Origin of the sequence: Paludibacter jiangxiensis (assembly GCF_001618385.1) — a bacterium.
Classification (GTDB): Bacteria; Bacteroidota; Bacteroidia; order Bacteroidales; family Paludibacteraceae; genus Microbacter; species Microbacter jiangxiensis.
The window spans coordinates 1-16981 of the sequence record NZ_BDCR01000002.1 but is presented as its reverse complement, the minus strand read 5'-3'; the positions used below and the strand labels follow the sequence as shown (position 1 = coordinate 16981).

The window sequence follows — 16981 nt, the reverse complement described above, 5'->3', positions numbered from 1 at the left end:
CGCAGGTTTACAGAAAACAAAACAGCATGGCTTCACCTGTTTTCTGAATGTATTCATCATGCAAGCCTTGTAGCTTCTCGTACCGTTCAATCAGATTCGCTCCGAACGGAGTCAGATCGGCACCACCGCCGTTTGTTCCTCCCCGTTTGCGGGTTACTACCGGCAATGGCGACAGTCGGTTCATCTGCTCCACAAACGACCAGGCCTGTTGATACGACATCCGTATTTCTTTCGAGGCAGCCAGAATAGAACCAGTTGATTTGATTTTACGTAGCAAATCAACCCTTCGGGGAGTTAAAAAACACTCTCCGTTTTTCTGGATTTCAAGTTCTGCTCTGATACTAAAAGGATGCCTCATACCGTTTATTTCTTGTTATTCACAAAAACAAATAACGTGCCACAAACATCAACACATTACATATCAATACATTAAGAATAAACACAAATACAAACTCCTACTTTCACGTACTAAAAAGCAGCTTCATGTTACAAAAATGTAGCCCGGCAAACCATCAAAACGTCCATAAAAACCGGTCTTGCGCAGGGATGAAAAAAGTGTACCTTTGCCGGTGAATTTACCAGACAAAAATGACTAAAATCGGTTTTTTATCGGATACGCACGGATACCTCGATCCCCGTGTTTTCGAGCACTTCGAATCGTGCGACGAGATATGGCACGGTGGCGATATCGGCACAATAGAAATCGTTGACCGGCTGAAGGAATTCAAACCGTTGAAAGCGGTTCACGGCAATATCGACGGTTACGACATCCGACTTTGTTGTCCGACCGTTTTACGCTTCACCTGCGAAAAAATCAACGTTTTACTGACACACATCGGCGGCTATCCCAACCATTTCAGTCTGGAAGCAAAAGCATTGCTCAAACAAGAAGTTCCCGACCTGTTAGCCTGCGGTCATTCGCATATTCTGAAGGTACAATACGACCATCACTTGCGGATGTTGTGCGTCAATCCCGGAGCTGCAGGGCGTTACGGGTTTCATACGGTACAAACGCTGTTGCGGTTTTCTATTGACGAACGTAACATCAACGATATGGAAGTAATAGAGTTAGCCCGACCTACATTACAGAAAATTTAAATCGCAAGAAATCCGGGCTCTTTTTTGACAATCGACCATTTTCAACTACCTTTGCACTATCAAATCGAAAGACAAACACCAGGCCGGGTGCCACTTAACCATCTGACCTGATAACACTAACAAATACCGCTAATTATGACTCAATCTGATATTTCTTTGCACAAAAGACTGACCATCGCACTGGTGGCACACGACCGTCGCAAAGTCGACATGGTAGAATGGGCAACTTACAATGCCGAAATGTTATCCAAGCATAAGATTATTTGTACCGGTACCACCGGCGGACTTATCAAGGACGCATTCGACAAAAAAGGAATTGATGCCGACATCACCTGTGTAAATTCAGGTCCGATGGGTGGCGATGCCGAAATTGCAGCTTTAGTAGCTCAAAAGAAGATCAATCTGGCCGTTTTCCTTATCGACGACCTTAACGCACAACCGCACGAAGCCGACATCCAGATGTTGCTTCGTCAGTGCCGTATTCACAACGTGCCTATTGCCTGCAACCGCTATAGCGCCGATTTAATGATTACCAGTTCTTTGTGGGACAACGAAGAGTATCAACCCAAAGAACCGAAGTATGTCTACTTCCACCGTGAAGAGCAACAATAACGAATCAATTTTATTTTTCTAACATTAATAAATTTCCGTTCCCCTTATCGTAGAAACGGAACCTGTAGAACTATGCAACTAAATCTCGCAATTCTCCCCGGTGATGGAATCGGACCCGAAATCGTAGAAGTAGCGTTGAACGTTACTAAAGCCGTGGCTGAAAAATTCGGTCATACGCTCTCTTATGAATACGCTTTGGTAGGTGCATGCGCTATCGATAAAACCGGCGCTCCTTACCCCGACGAAACACATGCTCTGTGCATGAAGTCGGATGCCGTTCTCTTCGGTGCCATCGGTGATCCGAAATATGACAACAACCCTTCTGCAAAAGTTCGTCCCGAACAGGGCTTGCTAAAAATGCGCAAGGATTTGGGCCTTTTTGCCAATATTCGTCCGGTTTCTACTTTTGCGTCATTGCTTCACAAATCGCCGCTGCGTGCCGATTTGGTGGATGGTGCCGACTTTATGTGTATCCGTGAACTTACCGGCGGTATGTACTTCGGTCGTCCACAGGGCAGAAGCGAAGATGGCAACACAGCTTACGACACCTGCGTTTATACCCGCGAAGAGGTGGAACGTATTCTGCATCTTGCTTATAAATTTGCAGGCCAACGCCGCAAAAAAGTGACGGTTGTAGACAAAGCCAACGTCATTGCAACATCGCGTTTATGGAGACAGATTGCTCAGGAAATTGCTCCGCAGTACCCCGACATCGAAACCGAATATATGTTCGTGGATAACGCTGCAATGCGTATTATCCAATGGCCTAAAAGTTTCGACGTATTGGTAACCGAAAACCTTTTCGGCGATATCCTTACCGACGAAGCTTCCGTTATCACAGGTTCTTTGGGCATGTTACCTTCAGCTTCTATCGGTATTCACACCTCGGTGTTCGAACCCATCCACGGATCGTACCCGCAGGCTGCCGGCAAAAACATTGCCAATCCTTTGGCTACTGTACTCTCGGCCGCTTTGATGTTCGAATATGCTTTCAACCTGATGAAAGAAGGCTCTCTGATTCGTCAGGCAGTGAATGCTTCACTCGAAGCCGGCTTCGTTACCGAAGATATTTGCAGCAATGGCCAACCCCACACAACGACAGAAGTGGGCGAATGGTTAGTGAAGTACATTCAAGGCTAAGCTATTGTATTACAAAATACGCTGTTTATTAAAGAGCAGTTTGAACGGACATTCTTCCTTTCAGACCGTTCCTTTTCATCTTCTGATTGCCGGAACCTGTTTGTGGATATGCAACGGAATGGAAGCTAAAGCGCAAAATGTTATTGACACGGTCAAGCCTTTGCACATTAGTACAGACCTAAAGAAGATGATCCGTTTTTCGGGGTATGTGCCGCCCCGTCGCTCCGGTCTGATTATCAGCGACAGCATCAAATTCAATGGAATTCAGACGGTGAAGCAACTCACCATCAATCAATTCATGAAAATGACGCAAGCTGAAGAGGACAAATACAAAAAGTTAATGGAAGCCATTTACAAGCCCCTGCTTGAAGAGCAGCGACGCATCATTGAAAGCGGAGTAGGCAAAGGCACATTTCACTATAATGCAAAAGTTGGATATCAGGATCCCATGAAAATGCCAACCGAGCTACTGAACGAAAATACGCACACAGAAGACAAATACCAGTCGTGGCAAGCAAAAGAGGCCGAAGTCATGAAAAAGTACGAGAGGCCACAGGACAAGGGCAACGACAAAAAATAGTGTCGCATTAGTTGCGCACAACAATTAATCTAAAGCAAATCTGTTTACCATAACCGACACACTGTCATTACAATCACATTTGTAATGTTTTCGACATGATTGAAAAATTTCTTACCAAAACCGAATTCGAATCACTTGATGATTTCAGGCAGAACTTTCAGGTAGTGGTTCCTGAGAATTTTAATTTTGCCTACGATGTTGTTGATGAATGGGCGCGCATTGCTCCCGATAAAAGAGCACTTTGCTGGACAAACGACCACGGCAAGCATATTGATTTTTCGTTTGCGGAAATGAAGCAATATAGCGATGCTACTGCCGCCTACTTTCAACAGCTGGGCATTGGCAAAGGCGATATGGTGATGTTGATTCTGAAACGGCGGTACGAATTTTGGTTTTCCATTTTAGCATTACACAAACTGGGAGCCGTCTGCATACCCGCCACTCACCTTCTCACACCAAAAGACATTGTTTACCGCTGTAATGCGGCAAGTATCAAAATGATTGTTGCTGTGGGCGAAGAAGAAGTAATAAAACACGTCAACGGAGCACTGAAAGACTCTCCCTCCATTACGCAATTGGTTTCTGTAGGCCCTGATCAGCCCGAAGGATGGAACGACTTCCACGAAGGTATCCGTAACGCGTCTCCGTTTGCTCAACCGACCCAACAGAACGAAAACGACGACATATCACTGCTCTATTTTACATCGGGCACAACGGGTAATCCCAAAATGGTGATCCACGACTTCACCTATCCTTTGGGACATATCGTAACTGCCTCTTACTGGCATAATATCAATCAGGACAGTTTGCACTTAACGGTGGCCGACACCGGTTGGGGCAAGGCTGTATGGGGAAAACTCTACGGACAATGGATTGCAGGTGCAGCCATTTTTGTGTACGATCATGAAAAATTCACCCCCGCCGACGTGCTTCACATGATCGAAAAATACAAGGTAACATCGTTCTGTGCACCTCCAACGGTGTTCCGTTTCCTGATCCGCGAAGATTTGAAAAGCTACGACCTTTCGTCGCTGAAATATTGCACTATTGCAGGCGAGCCGCTTAATCCAGCTGTATATGAAGCGTTTTACAAAATAACGGGCATCAAACTGATGGAAGGTTTCGGTCAAACTGAAACTACGCTTACCATTGCCACTTTCCCCTGGATGGAACCCAAACCGGGATCAATGGGAGTGCCTAATCCTGCCTATGATATGGACCTGATTACTGCCGACGGACGCTCAGCCGAAGATGGAGAACAGGGCGAAATTATCCTTCGCACCGATCGTTTCAAACCCGTTGGGCTCTTTATGGGTTATTATCGCGACGAAGCATTGACCAAAAGCGTTTACGACAACCATATCTATCACACCGGCGACGTAGCTTGGCGTGACGAGGACGGCTACTACTGGTTTGTAGGCCGCACGGACGACGTGATAAAAAGCTCGGGCTACCGTATCGGGCCGTTCGAGGTAGAAAGTGCCCTCATGACTCACCCTGCCGTAGTGGAATGCGCCATTACCGGCGTACCCGACGAAGTGCGCGGACAAGTGGTGAAGGCTACCATCGTATTGTCCAAAGAATACAAGGAGAAAGCTGGAGAAGCCCTGATCCACGAGATTCAGGATCATGTTAAGCGCGTAACAGCTCCTTACAAATATCCACGTGTAATCGAGTTTGTAGACGAATTACCGAAAACCATCAGCGGAAAAATTCGCCGGGTGGAAATTCGTGGCAAAGACACAAGCGGAGAATAAGACCGTTAGGTATCCGCCCGATAATTTGCTCCTAAAAATTCAGGATTAACACCCCTAATTAGGTGGATGATTCTCAAATAAAAAAGCCAAGTCTGAACTTGGCTTTTTTATTTTCTCTTGGGCGAGTCGTTTATCTCAACACACAAAGTGGGATAAATCAGAATAGACAATCCTCTAACTTCACAAAATCAAAGGCTCTTTTTTACTACCCTGGTTTCAATATTCATTTTCAGTTCGATAGGCATATTCATTTCTTCACCCGACTGAGGATTTTTCATTTTCATGATCATCTTGATGTTCTGGTCAAGGTTTTGGGCACGGAGCCAGCCATCAGTAGCATCAACCGTCATGGTTCCATTTTGAGTACCATCAATTTGCATATCTACTTTCGCACCCATCTGTTCCATTTGTTTAGCTGCATTGAATGTTGAAGTCACATTCAGGTTCAAAGCATTCCCCTCAATAGATGCCAGCTCATAATTAACCGTCAAATCCAGATTTATTGGATTAGTCAATTGAGACTTACACGACCATTTCGAACCTTTTTCCAATTCATTCTCGGGAATATAGCCGAAAGTTTGATTCATGAATGATTTAATTCCTTCGTCAGACGAAAACATTGGAACCAATTGTGCCATCGTTTTATCATCACCAAGTTTTTGAATAAAAGCATCCATTCCTTCAATTTTTTCAATCTTTCCCAACGGAGTTACTTCCATTTTCACAACAGAACCTATTATCGCTTTGAGCTTATCAAAAGTCGGATTTCCACCCGCCTGAGAATCGAAACTCACTTGCTGTCCATTCGCATTCATGTCCAGTTTAACTTGTCCTACGGAATACTCAATAATATAATTTTTCGACGGAAGAATATCAGCAACTTTATAAATCAATTGCATGTTCATCTTTTGATCCATCTTGATTTGTTGTCCCATCACTTCCTGATCCATCTTCATGCTCATGTTCATGTTCATTTCATAACCCGAACCTTTTTGAAGATTAAGACGCAATGTTGTTTTTGCAGAAATCTGCAATGCGAAGCAAACTAAAACCATTGCAAAGAGAAGCCGAATGTTGTTTTTGTGTTTCATGGCAAAATTAGAATAATTAACAAGTATTGAATTAAATATTTTTTACAAAGAAACAAATTATATTTCAAACTGACGCACAAAAGTCACATAAAAAACGCCAACAATATCAACTTAAGAGTAACTCACAATACCAGAAAACAACTCACTGTTTCTCGGTCATATATTTCCAGTAACGCTTCGGCATCAGCTGTCTGTGCAATTTCGGATTGATGCGTTCTTTAATAGCCATCGACTTAAAGTAGGTTTTCCACAACTGCTGAAACAGTTTTTCGTCTTCCGCCATCAAAGCTTCATCGAGTTTACCTTCGGAGAATCGCGCCGAGGTTTCAAGTGTCATCTCTGTGACGGTTTTCAGGTCGTAATAAAAACCGTAATCACGCTTGGTATCGTAGAGTATCCACTTCTGATCGGCAAAGCGGTCTTTGAAATGATCGATCACCAGAGGCAGGCAATTGTGATCGGGCGAAACGGGAGCAAAAAACACATCGTCGGCAGCTTTTTGAAACCGCACAAACTGAATCATTCGGAGTCGTTCCTTACTCACCTTCATGGCCAGTTTGTGTACTTTTAGCACTACCTCGTCGGCAAAATTCGTTTCGATTGTTCGTTTACTGTCCACCGTTTTACGGATATACTGAAACAATAGTTCATCGCTACCGTCCTCCTCCGACAACCACACGTAAGTAAGCATATTGCAGGCATTGGCTGACAGCTTTTTTTCCAGCGACTTCCACACCCGCGCAGCTTTATCCGATTGCGTGATAACGGTAAAACTTTCTTCGGCAAACATAGGTTCGATATCGTCCGTACCCAGCAGCTTATCCGGAAAAGTCTTTCGGAAATAGGCATCAAAAATGGCCGTCAGCAGGCCTTCGTAGGTTTTATCGTAACGAAAAACAATCATTTTTTCCTTGTCGATTAATATGCAATGATAGTTTCTTCCTATGAGGGGCAGAAATTATTGACGAAGTCTTTATTCGAAAATCAACGACAATTGTTGTTGATCAGTCTGTTTAGACTTGGGAAATTTCTTTTCAGTCAACACTTTTCGAACATATTCGGGCGAAGCTTCGTGCACAGTATGCACCGGCAATTCGTTGCAGGTAATAAAGTATTGCGCCTTCTTCATCACCACTCCCATCTTCTTCAATGCCGAACCGGTAATTTTAGTGTACCGCCGGGACATCACAATCAGCTTGGCCGACTTCACTCCGATGCCCGGAATGCGCAATATCAGCGAATAATCGGCTTTATTGACATCCACCGGAAATACTTCGGGGTGACGCAAGGCCCATGAAAGCTTCGGATCTATTTCCAAATCGAGATCGGGATAACGGTCGTCCACAATCTCATCCACCTTAAATTCGTAAAAACGCATTAGCCAATCGGCTTGATAGAGGCGGTTTTCGCGCACCAAGGGAGGTTGCTTTAGCGCCGGCAAGCGGTTGTCGTAACTATTAACAGGAATAAATCCCGAGTAGTAAACCCGCTTCATACTCGGGCGTTGATAGAGCGCCGCAGAAGTTTGAAGAATTTGCTTATCGTTTTCGCTGGTAGCCCCCACAATCATCTGAGTGCTCTGCCCGGCCGGAGCAAAACGGGGTGCCGATCGAAATTTTCGCCGATCCTCCTTGCTTTCCAGCATTCCCTGCTGAATAAACGACATCGGCTTGTAAACACTGGCGTGATCCTTTTCAGGCGCAAGCAATTTCAGATTTTGCTCCGTCGGGATCTCTATATTGACGCTAAGACGGTCGGCATACAATCCGGCCTCGTGCACCAACTGTTCACTAGCTCCCGGAATGCTCTTCATGTGGATATAACCATTGAAACGGTGCACCGTCCGTAGGTCTTTAATTGCCCGAACCAGGCGTTCCATGGTATAATCTGGATTGCGCACCACCCCTGAACTAAGAAACAATCCTTCGATGTAGTTACGGCGATAAAACTCAATAGTCAGTTCCACCAGTTCCGACACGCTGAAAGTAGCCCGTTGCAGGTCGTTGCTTCGCCGGTTGATACAGTAAGCGCAATCGTAGATACAATTGTTGGTGAGCATAATCTTGAGTAACGACACGCATCGACCATCTTCTGTGAACGAATGACAAATACCCCAGCCCTGCGCGTTTCCTATTCCGCCGGGAATATTCTTACGCGTAGTACCGCTGGAGGCACACGACACGTCGTACTTTGCCGATTCTGCCAGCACTTTCAGTTTTTCGAGTATTGCTTCGTTCATTACATACAAAGTAAGCCATTTTGAAGAAAATCTCCACCACCGGATTTCTTAAAAAAACGGGATTGTTGAAAAATCGTTGATGAACAATCTTACCATAAATCGCCTTCGTCAAAACACAACAAGGATAACGATATTAAAAGTTCACCCCAAAAGCTTTTATCAAACTTTTGGGGTAAACCACAAGAAATCAGCATATATTATCCTGCTATTATTTAATTAATTACATCTTAATTCGTTCTATTTTCAGTGAATCCAGATTGCGGGTACCAAGGTGCAACGCTTCAGCTTTTGCAATGTGTCCCACAGCATTGATATCCATCTTCTCTACCTGATTAAAAAACTTAATGGAGGCGGTATCGGCAGCAACGATATTAGGAGAAACAATCAATGTTTTAAGAATTGCTGTATCTGATTCGTTCCGTCCCTGAGGACCATTTTTGTATAGAATCCGGTAAGCATCCACAATGTTCAGTGCTGGACGTTTTGGGTAGGTGCAAATATCGGCAATACATTGTTGCAGATCCGAACTATGAAAGAAACCTCTGTCCCAAACAATACCCATATAATTTTTCATTGATATGGACATCTTGGCCCCACCATGATTCTTAAGAATTGGCATATTAAACCAGACGTCACATTCGAGCAATGCTTTATGAATCATTGCCTCTTTAAGCCGAACGCCGTGAGGAAGAGCTATTTTCTTATAATAACTTCCATCATTTCCCGGCAACATTTCACCTCCGGCACTTTCAACTGCGGCTTTTATCCCGCTGTTTCGGTAACAGTTATCCCATTGTTGACAGGTATGATCGAAAACCTGTACTTTTTTTGCTCCGGCAGCAAGGCATTTTTTCACCAAGGCTTTTACAAGTTCCGGATTCGTATTTGCTGCCAGATTGGGTGATTTATCCCATCCAATATTCGGTTTAATAACAACAGTCTGACCTTTCTTTACAAACGCCTGAATACCTCCGAATTTAGCAAGAGCCTTATCAAGCATGGCTGCAGGCTCACCACCCATCACCGCAACGAGATCGGGTGTGGAAGTTACTCTGACTTTATTGTTTTGAAGGGCAGCTTCCAGTTTATCGAACCGCAAAGTCGAGGCTACACCGGTAATGGCTGCAGACAAAAGAAAATCACGACGTTTCATAGGCATATAGAATTATTGGGTTGTTACATTTTTATTAGACGACTTGAATAACCTAAAGGTTTAATCGAAAACGACCGTACGGTTTTGATAAGTCAGAATTTTGCGATCAATATGCTTTTCAACAGCACGGGAAAGTACGATCTTTTCCAAATCCCTTCCTTTTCGAACCATGCTTTCAATTGTATCCTTATGAGTCACTCTCACCACATCCTGACCAATAATGGGCCCAGCATCCAAATCACTGGTCACGTAGTGGCTTGTTGCCCCTATGATTTTCACCCCGCGTTCATGTGCTGCATGATATGGCTTCGCTCCAGCAAATGCAGGAAGGAATGAGTGATGAATATTGATAATACGGTTCGGATAGCTATCAATCAACTGTGGAGACAATACCTGCATATAGCGCGCCAGAACGACGAAATTAATGTTGTATTGCTTCAGCAGCTCCAGCTCCTTGGCTTCCTGTTCGGCTTTATTATCTTTATTGATAGGGAAAACAAAATAGTCTATGCCGAATTGATCGGCGACCGGCTTCAGGTCAGGATGATTGCTAATTATCAAAGGCAGTTCTACGTTCCATTCACCGGCATGGTAGCGCCCCAAAAGGTCAAACAGACAGTGGGACATCTTAGATACAAAGATAGCCATACGGGGCTTTGAATCCGAGAAATAAAGGCGAAAATTCATACTGTAGCGTTTGGCCAGCAGCGTATCGATATAATCTTCTATTTCGTCACGAGGAATAATAAAATTATCGAGAGCCCATTCCACCCTCATGAAGAATACATGATCTTCTCTGTTTACGTACTGATCCAGATATAAAATATTTCCTTTTTGCTGGTTGATAAAATCGGTAACAGCAGCAAGAATTCCCGGCCGGTCGGGGCAGTGAATAAGCAATACTGCAGTATTGTCGTTTGCCATAATATGAGCCTGTTTATATTTTTAATAGTATTTTTATCGCGCGTATGGGTAAGACGTTAAAGAATCCACGGAAACCGGAAACAGCTTTCATTGTAAAGGAAGTAGTCTGCATTTCCATTAACGGCCAGAGTTTTTACCATGGCTGCTCCATTTTCAAGCAAAAGACGTTTCGTAAATTCGACAGTTTTTCCGGTCTTTATCCGGTCTTCCACTAACAAAACACGCTTGCTTTTCACATCAAAATCGATAGGTTGAAGTAAAACAGGGTTAGGATGCACCGGAACATGGTTTGAATCGCGTAGGTTGATCTTTAGCAGAAACAACTCCAGACCCAGTTTTTGTCTGATTAATTCTGCCGGAATAGTTCCACCGTTAGCGATAGCAATTACCAAATCGAATTGTTCTTTGAATTCAATTGTCCTGACTCGTTCCTGTATTTCGTTGAAATCTTTTTCCATAAAACCTAAAAGCGGAAACAAAAGTAACTATTTTTTCTGAGTAAGTAAACAAATGGAAGGAAAACAGCAACTTTGATTCTATTTTATAACAAAACAGACTAAATCTGATTATCCTGTCTGCAAATAACATCAGGATTAAAGATATATAAACGCAAAAACGCTTCACATCGTAAGATGCAAAGCGTTTTGTAAAAGTGGCGGCTACCTACTCTCCCACATTGTGTGCAGTACCATCGGCGTAGTTGGGCTTAACTTCTCTGTTCGGAATGGGAAGAGGTGGAACCCCAGCGCTATAGCCACCTAAAAGTTTTCAGTTTCAGGTTTCTTCAACTGTATATTGTTGACGTATTGGAAAGAGAGTTAACTCGTAAGCTAAATTGGATAGCATTACTATAATAAATAAGAGTTTGAGGAGAAGAAAAGTTTCGGGCGATTAGTACTGCTCGGCTTTGACATTACTGCCTTTACACCTACAGCCTATCAACGTTGTCGTCTTCAACGGCCCTTAGAAGAAATCTCATCTTGAAGTTGGTTTCGCGCTTAGATGCTTTCAGCGCTTATCCTGCCCGAACGCGGATACCCGGCGGTGCCCCTGGCGGAACAACCGGTAAACCGTAGGTTCGTCCAACACGGTCCTCTCGTACTAGTGTCAGATCTTCTCAAATTTCTTACGCCCACAACAGATAGGGACCGAACTGTCTCACGACGTTCTGAACCCAGCTCGCGTGCCACTTTAATGGGCGAACAGCCCAACCCTTGGGACCTTCTCCAGCCCCGGGATGTGACGAGCCGACATCGAGGTGCCAAACCATTCCGTCGATTTGAGCTCTTGGGAATGATCAGCCTGTTATCCCCGGAGTACCTTTTATCCTTTGAGCGATGGCCCTTCCATGCGGAACCACCGGATCACTATGCCCTAGTTTCCTACCTGATCGACTTGTCGGTCTCTCAGTCAAGCGCGCTTATACCATTACACTCTGCTGGCGGTTACCAATCGCCATGAGCGCACCTTTGGGAGCCTCCGTTACTCTTTTGGAGGCGACCACCCCAGTCAAACTACCCACCATACAGTGTCCTTCCATCCGGAAGTTAGAATTCAAATAATTAAAGGGCCGTATTTCAAGGTTGACTCCACCTGCGCTAGCGCGCCTGCTTCACAGTCTCCGGCCTATCCTACACATTAAGTACCCAAATTCAATGTAAAGTTGCAGTAAAGGTTCACGGGGTCTTTCCGTCCCGTTGCGGGTAATCGGCATCTTCACCGATACTACAATTTCACCGAGCTCACAGCTGAGACAGTGCCCAGATCGTTACACCATTCGTGCAGGTCGGAACTTACCCGACAAGGAATTTCGCTACCTTAGGACCGTTATAGTTACGGCCGCCGTTTACTGGGGCTTCAATTCAAAGCTTCTCTTGCGATGACTTCTCCTCTTAACCTTCCAGCACCGGGCAGGTGTCAGGCCTTATACTTCATCTTTCGATTTTGCAAAGCCCTTTGTTTTTGTTAAACAGTCGCCTGGGCCAATTTTCTGCGGCCAACATTGCTGCTGGCGCCCCTTCTCCCGAAGTTACGGGGCTATTTTGCCTAGTTCCTTAGCTGTGAATCACTCGAGCGCCTCAGTATTTTCTACTTGACCACGTGTGTCCGTTTAGAGTACGGGTACCTCATAGATTAACGCTAGCGGATTTTCTTGGAAGCCTGATTAGGTCCTTATCAGATCACCCGAGGGCTCTCTGTACTGTCAGGTTCGACTCAAAGTGCGGATTTGCCTACACCTCTCAATATCTACACCCTTTAACCAACTATTCCGTCAGTTGGCCGGACTTTCACTTCTTCGTCCCCACTTCACTCTATAAGGTAGTACCGGAATATTAACCGGTTCTTCCATCGACTTCCCCCCTCAAGGGGTATGCCTTAGGTCCCGACAGACCCTGATCCGATTAGCGTTGATCAGGAACCCTCAGTCTTTCGGCGGGGAGGTTTCTCGCCTCCCTTATCGTTACTCATACCTACATCTGCTTTTCCTGCCGCTCCAATCCTCCTTACGAAGAACCTTCGACGCTGTACAGGAATGCTCCCCTACCATTCTTATTGAATCCATAGCTTCGGTATAATGCTTATGCCCGATTATTATCCATGCCTGACCGCTCGACTAGTGAGCTGTTACGCACTCTTTAAATGAATGGCTGCTTCCAAGCCAACATCCTAGCTGTCTCTGCAGTCTGACTTCGTTAGTTCAACTTAGCATTAATTTGGGGACCTTAGCTGATGGTCTGGATTCTTCTCCTTTCGGACATGGACCTTAGCACCCATGCCCTCACTGCCAATAACCATTTACATGCATTCGGAGTTTATCAGGACTTGATAGGCGGTGAAACCCTCGCATCCAATCAGTCGCTCTACCTCATGTAAACTATATTAACGCTGCCCCTAAAGGCATTTCGGGGAGTACGAGCTATCTCCAAGTTTGATTAGCCTTTCACCCCTACCCACAAGTCATCCGAAAGCTTTTCAACGCTTACCGGTTCGGTCCTCCATTCCGTGTTACCGGAACTTCAACCTGCTCATAGGTAGATCACTTGGTTTCGCGTCTACTCCCACCGACTAATGCGCCCTATTCAGACTCGCTTTCGCTTCGGCTTCGCCCCTGAAGGGCTTAACCTTGCCGGTGAAAGTAACTCGTAGGTTCATTATGCAATAGGCACGCTGTCACACCATAAATGATGCTCCAACCGCTTGTAAGCGCACGGTTTCAGGTTCTTTTTCACTCCTCTGTTCGAGGTGCTTTTCACCTTTCCTTCACAGTACTTGTTCGCTATCGGTCTCTCGGGAGTAATTAGCCTTACCGGATTGTCCCGGCAGTTTCACACAGGATTTCTCGTGTCCCGCGCAACTCAGGATACCACTAACAATTGTAAACATTACCAGTACGGGACTATCACCCTCTATGGTACAAAGTTCCATTACGATTCCTGTTCCTTTTACAATCATATGTCGTGGTCCTACAACCCCAACAATGCCGAAACACTGTTGGTTTGGGCTGTTCCCCGTTCGCTCGCCACTACTTAGGGAATCACTTTTGTTTTCTTCTCCTACAGGTACTTAGATGTTTCAGTTCCCTGCGTTCGCACCTTCCATTAGGAAAGTAATGCCGCTTCACGGCATTGGGTTGCCCCATTCGGAAATCTACGGATCAAAGGTCATTTGCACCTCCCCGTAGCTTATCGCAGCTTATCACGTCCTTCATCGCCTCCGAGAGCCAAGGCATCCACCCTGCGCTCTTACTTACTTTTCTTCTCGTGTGGTAAATTGTTGCCAACTAACCAGCGCTCTTAAATTATTATTGTATCGCTACCTTTTATTTTTTTTAACTTTACTCGTTTTCTCTCTACTTTTCCAATATGTCAAAGACCTTTTTGATAATGGTTAATTATTAATGTTTAATTATTAATTAACCGCTTTATCAGTGGTGAAACTTTGCGGGGTTGAACCGCTTTTCATTTGATAACCGCTCTGATTATCACTTTCTGACCCCCCTGTGGATCTGAAGTTTCTTGTCAATATGTTTGTTCTTTCTTCTCATCACTCGCTTGTGATGATATTTTTTGTGGAGAATAACGGATTCGAACCGTTGACACTCTGCGTGCAAGGCAGATGCTCTAGCCAGCAGAGCTAATCCCCCGTTTTAGAAGGTGAGTCAGTCAGGTGGTCAGGTGTGAGGTGAACTCACTTGCTCTCCGTCTCACTTTCTCACTTGCTCGTTTTTTTTGTAGTCCCAGGCAGAGTTGAACTGCCGACCTCTACATTATCAGTGTAGCGCTCTAACCAACTGAGCTATAGGACTGGCTGTTCTTGCGCCTCTTTCCAGGCTCTACTTTCAAGTTCCAAGTTTAAGGTCTAAAGTTTAAGGTTTTACAACTTTCAACTTTGAACATTCAACTTTTAACTCGTATTATTTAACAAATGTAGTAAAGGTAAGTTTAATGTATAACTAACCTGTATGTCACTTACTTGCCTTACGTCGTCATCTCTCCAGAAAGGAGGTGTTCCAGCCACACCTTCCGGTACGGCTACCTTGTTACGACTTAGCCCCAGTCACTGGTTTTGCCCTAAATCGCTCCTTGCGGTCACAATCTTTAGGCACCCCCAACTCCCATGGCTTGACGGGCGGTGTGTACAAGGCCCGGGAACGTATTCACCGCGCCATGGCTGATGCGCGATTACTAGCGAATCCGGCTTCATGGAGTCGAGTTGCAGACTCCAATCCGAACTACGAAAGGCTTTCGAGATTAGCATCCTATCACTAGGTAGCGACCCTCTGTACCCTCCATTGTAACACGTGTGTCGCCCCGGACGTAAGGGCCGTGCTGATTTGGCGTCATCCCCACCTTCCTCGCATCTTACGATGGCAGTCTCATTAGAGTCCTCAGCTTAACCTGTTAGTAACTAATGACAAGGGTTGCGCTCGTTATGGCACTTAAGCCGACACCTCACGGCACGAGCTGACGACAACCATGCAGCACCTACACATCTGCTATTGCTAGAAAACCTGTTTCCAAGTTCGTCAGATGCATTTCAAGCCCGGGTAAGGTTCCTCGCGTATCATCGAATTAAACCACATGTTCCTCCGCTTGTGCGGGCCCCCGTCAATTCCTTTGAGTTTCATTCTTGCGAACGTACTCCCCAGGTGGATTACTTATCGCTTTCGCTTAGCCACTAACATTCTATCGCTAACAGCTAGTAATCATCGTTTACTGCGTGGACTACCAGGGTATCTAATCCTGTTTGATCCCCACGCTTTCGTGCCTCAGCGTCAGTTACATTCCAGCAAGCTGCCTTCGCAATTGGTGTTCTGTGTCATATCTATGCATTTCACCGCTACACAACACATTCCGCCTGCCTCATTTGCACTCAAGACCGCCAGTTTCAATGGCAATGTTAACGTTGAGCGTCAACCTTTCACCACTGACTTAACAGCCCGCCTACGCACCCTTTAAACCCAATAAATCCGGATAACGCTTGGATCCTCCGTATTACCGCGGCTGCTGGCACGGAGTTAGCCGATCCTTATTCGTAGGGTACCTACAAGAGAGTACACGTACTCTTTTTTATCCCCCTACAAAAGAAGTTTACAATCCATAGGACATTCTTCCTTCACGCGACTTGGCTGGTTCAGGCTCTCGCCCATTGACCAATATTCCTCACTGCTGCCTCCCGTAGGAGTCCGGACCGTGTCTCAGTTCCGGTGTGGGGGACCTTCCTCTCAGAACCCCTACTGATCGCAGACTTGGTAGGCCGTTACCCTACCAACTATCTAATCAGACGCATGCCCATCCGTAATCTATAAATATTTAACAACTAATCCATGCGGATCTATTGTCTTATGCGGTGTTAATCTTCCTTTCGGAAGGCTATCCCCCAATTACAGGTAGGTTGCATACGCGTTACGCACCCGTGCGCCGGTCGCCACCAAAGTATTGCTACCTCGTGCTGCCCCTCGACTTGCATGTGTTAGGCCTGTCGCTAGCGTTCATCCTGAGCCAGGATCAAACTCTTCATTGTATAAATTAGTTTTTGTTCCTTGTGATAACTAATATCGCTATTAATTATCGTGTCTTCTCAAGATGACTTCCTTTATTTTATTAAAGGTGTAATTTAAGTAAATTGACGGTTAGCTCTCACACTAACCTTTCCTTATACTACATTTTGTTGTTTCAATTATATTCAAAGATCTCTCGTTTTGACCCCTCGTTTTTTTAGAAGCGAAAGGGACTGCAAAGGTACTGCTTTATTTTGAACTACCAAACTTTTCAGCAACTTTTTTTTCAAAACTTTCTCAGCTTTAAGCCTTAAAAACACCTCCGTGTTTGTCTCTCAAAGCGGATGCAAAGTAACGCCCTTTTTCCGACATTACCAAATCACTTG

The 16981-nt window shown here is 45.0% G+C and carries 12 protein-coding genes, 2 tRNA genes and 3 rRNA genes; 5 read left to right on the top strand and 12 right to left on the bottom strand.

What is annotated here, in order from left to right; genetic code table 11:
- Positions 1-7 precede the first annotated feature (7 nt).
- On the bottom strand, positions 8-358 hold the full coding sequence (locus PJIAN_RS05220; protein ID WP_068702807.1) for a winged helix-turn-helix domain-containing protein: 351 nt from the start codon (positions 356-358) through the stop codon (positions 8-10).
- A gap of 230 nt (positions 359-588) precedes the next feature.
- Between PJIAN_RS05220 and PJIAN_RS05215 the strand changes: the two genes are divergently transcribed.
- From PJIAN_RS05215 to PJIAN_RS05195, 5 genes are all read left to right on the top strand, one after another.
- A complete protein-coding gene (locus PJIAN_RS05215; protein ID WP_068702806.1) occupies positions 589-1098 on the top strand; it encodes a metallophosphoesterase family protein in 510 nt (169 codons plus the stop codon).
- A gap of 135 nt (positions 1099-1233) precedes the next feature.
- Positions 1234-1710: a methylglyoxal synthase gene (locus PJIAN_RS05210; protein ID WP_068702805.1), complete on the top strand. Its 477-nt coding sequence runs from the start codon at positions 1234-1236 to the stop codon at positions 1708-1710.
- 72 nt (positions 1711-1782) lie between these two features.
- Positions 1783-2850 carry a 3-isopropylmalate dehydrogenase gene (gene leuB / locus PJIAN_RS05205; protein ID WP_068702801.1) on the top strand — a complete coding sequence of 356 codons (1068 nt, stop codon included), beginning with the start codon at positions 1783-1785 and terminating at the stop codon, positions 2848-2850.
- A 40-nt stretch (positions 2851-2890) separates the two neighbouring features.
- A complete protein-coding gene (locus tag PJIAN_RS05200; protein WP_068702800.1) occupies positions 2891-3430 on the top strand; it encodes a hypothetical protein in 540 nt (179 codons plus the stop codon).
- 95 nt (positions 3431-3525) lie between these two features.
- Positions 3526-5187 carry an AMP-binding protein gene (locus PJIAN_RS05195; RefSeq protein WP_068702794.1) on the top strand — a complete coding sequence of 554 codons (1662 nt, stop codon included), beginning with the start codon at positions 3526-3528 and terminating at the stop codon, positions 5185-5187.
- 188 nt (positions 5188-5375) lie between these two features.
- Here PJIAN_RS05195 and PJIAN_RS05190 read toward each other — a convergent pair whose 3' ends face one another.
- From PJIAN_RS05190 to PJIAN_RS05140, 11 genes are all read right to left on the bottom strand, one after another.
- Entirely contained in the window at positions 5376-6278 is a 903-nt protein-coding gene (locus tag PJIAN_RS05190; RefSeq protein ID WP_068702792.1) for a DUF6263 family protein, read from the bottom strand.
- A 142-nt stretch (positions 6279-6420) separates the two neighbouring features.
- A complete protein-coding gene (locus PJIAN_RS05185; protein ID WP_068702790.1) occupies positions 6421-7182 on the bottom strand; it encodes a TIGR03915 family putative DNA repair protein in 762 nt (253 codons plus the stop codon).
- 69 nt (positions 7183-7251) lie between these two features.
- On the bottom strand, positions 7252-8517 hold the full coding sequence (locus tag PJIAN_RS05180; protein WP_068702786.1) for a putative DNA modification/repair radical SAM protein: 1266 nt from the start codon (positions 8515-8517) through the stop codon (positions 7252-7254).
- 220 nt (positions 8518-8737) lie between these two features.
- Positions 8738-9670, bottom strand: coding sequence for a DUF362 domain-containing protein (locus PJIAN_RS05175; protein ID WP_068702784.1), 933 nt, complete (start codon positions 9668-9670; stop codon positions 8738-8740).
- Between the two features lie 60 nt (positions 9671-9730).
- On the bottom strand, positions 9731-10594 hold the full coding sequence (purU, locus tag PJIAN_RS05170; RefSeq protein WP_068702783.1) for a formyltetrahydrofolate deformylase: 864 nt from the start codon (positions 10592-10594) through the stop codon (positions 9731-9733).
- A gap of 56 nt (positions 10595-10650) precedes the next feature.
- Positions 10651-11052 carry a phosphoribosyltransferase gene (locus tag PJIAN_RS05165; RefSeq protein WP_068702782.1) on the bottom strand — a complete coding sequence of 134 codons (402 nt, stop codon included), beginning with the start codon at positions 11050-11052 and terminating at the stop codon, positions 10651-10653.
- A 192-nt stretch (positions 11053-11244) separates the two neighbouring features.
- Positions 11245-11356: ribosomal RNA gene (gene rrf, locus PJIAN_RS05160) — 5S ribosomal RNA — on the bottom strand.
- Positions 11357-11466: 110 nt separating this feature from the next.
- Positions 11467-14351 (bottom strand): 23S ribosomal RNA (locus PJIAN_RS05155).
- A gap of 313 nt (positions 14352-14664) precedes the next feature.
- A tRNA-Ala gene (locus tag PJIAN_RS05150) sits at positions 14665-14738 on the bottom strand.
- 88 nt (positions 14739-14826) lie between these two features.
- A tRNA-Ile gene (locus tag PJIAN_RS05145) sits at positions 14827-14900 on the bottom strand.
- A 192-nt stretch (positions 14901-15092) separates the two neighbouring features.
- A 16S ribosomal RNA gene (locus PJIAN_RS05140) occupies positions 15093-16618 on the bottom strand.
- The 16S, 23S and 5S rRNA genes sit together here with 2 tRNA genes alongside, the layout of an rRNA operon.
- Positions 16619-16981 lie beyond the last annotated feature (363 nt).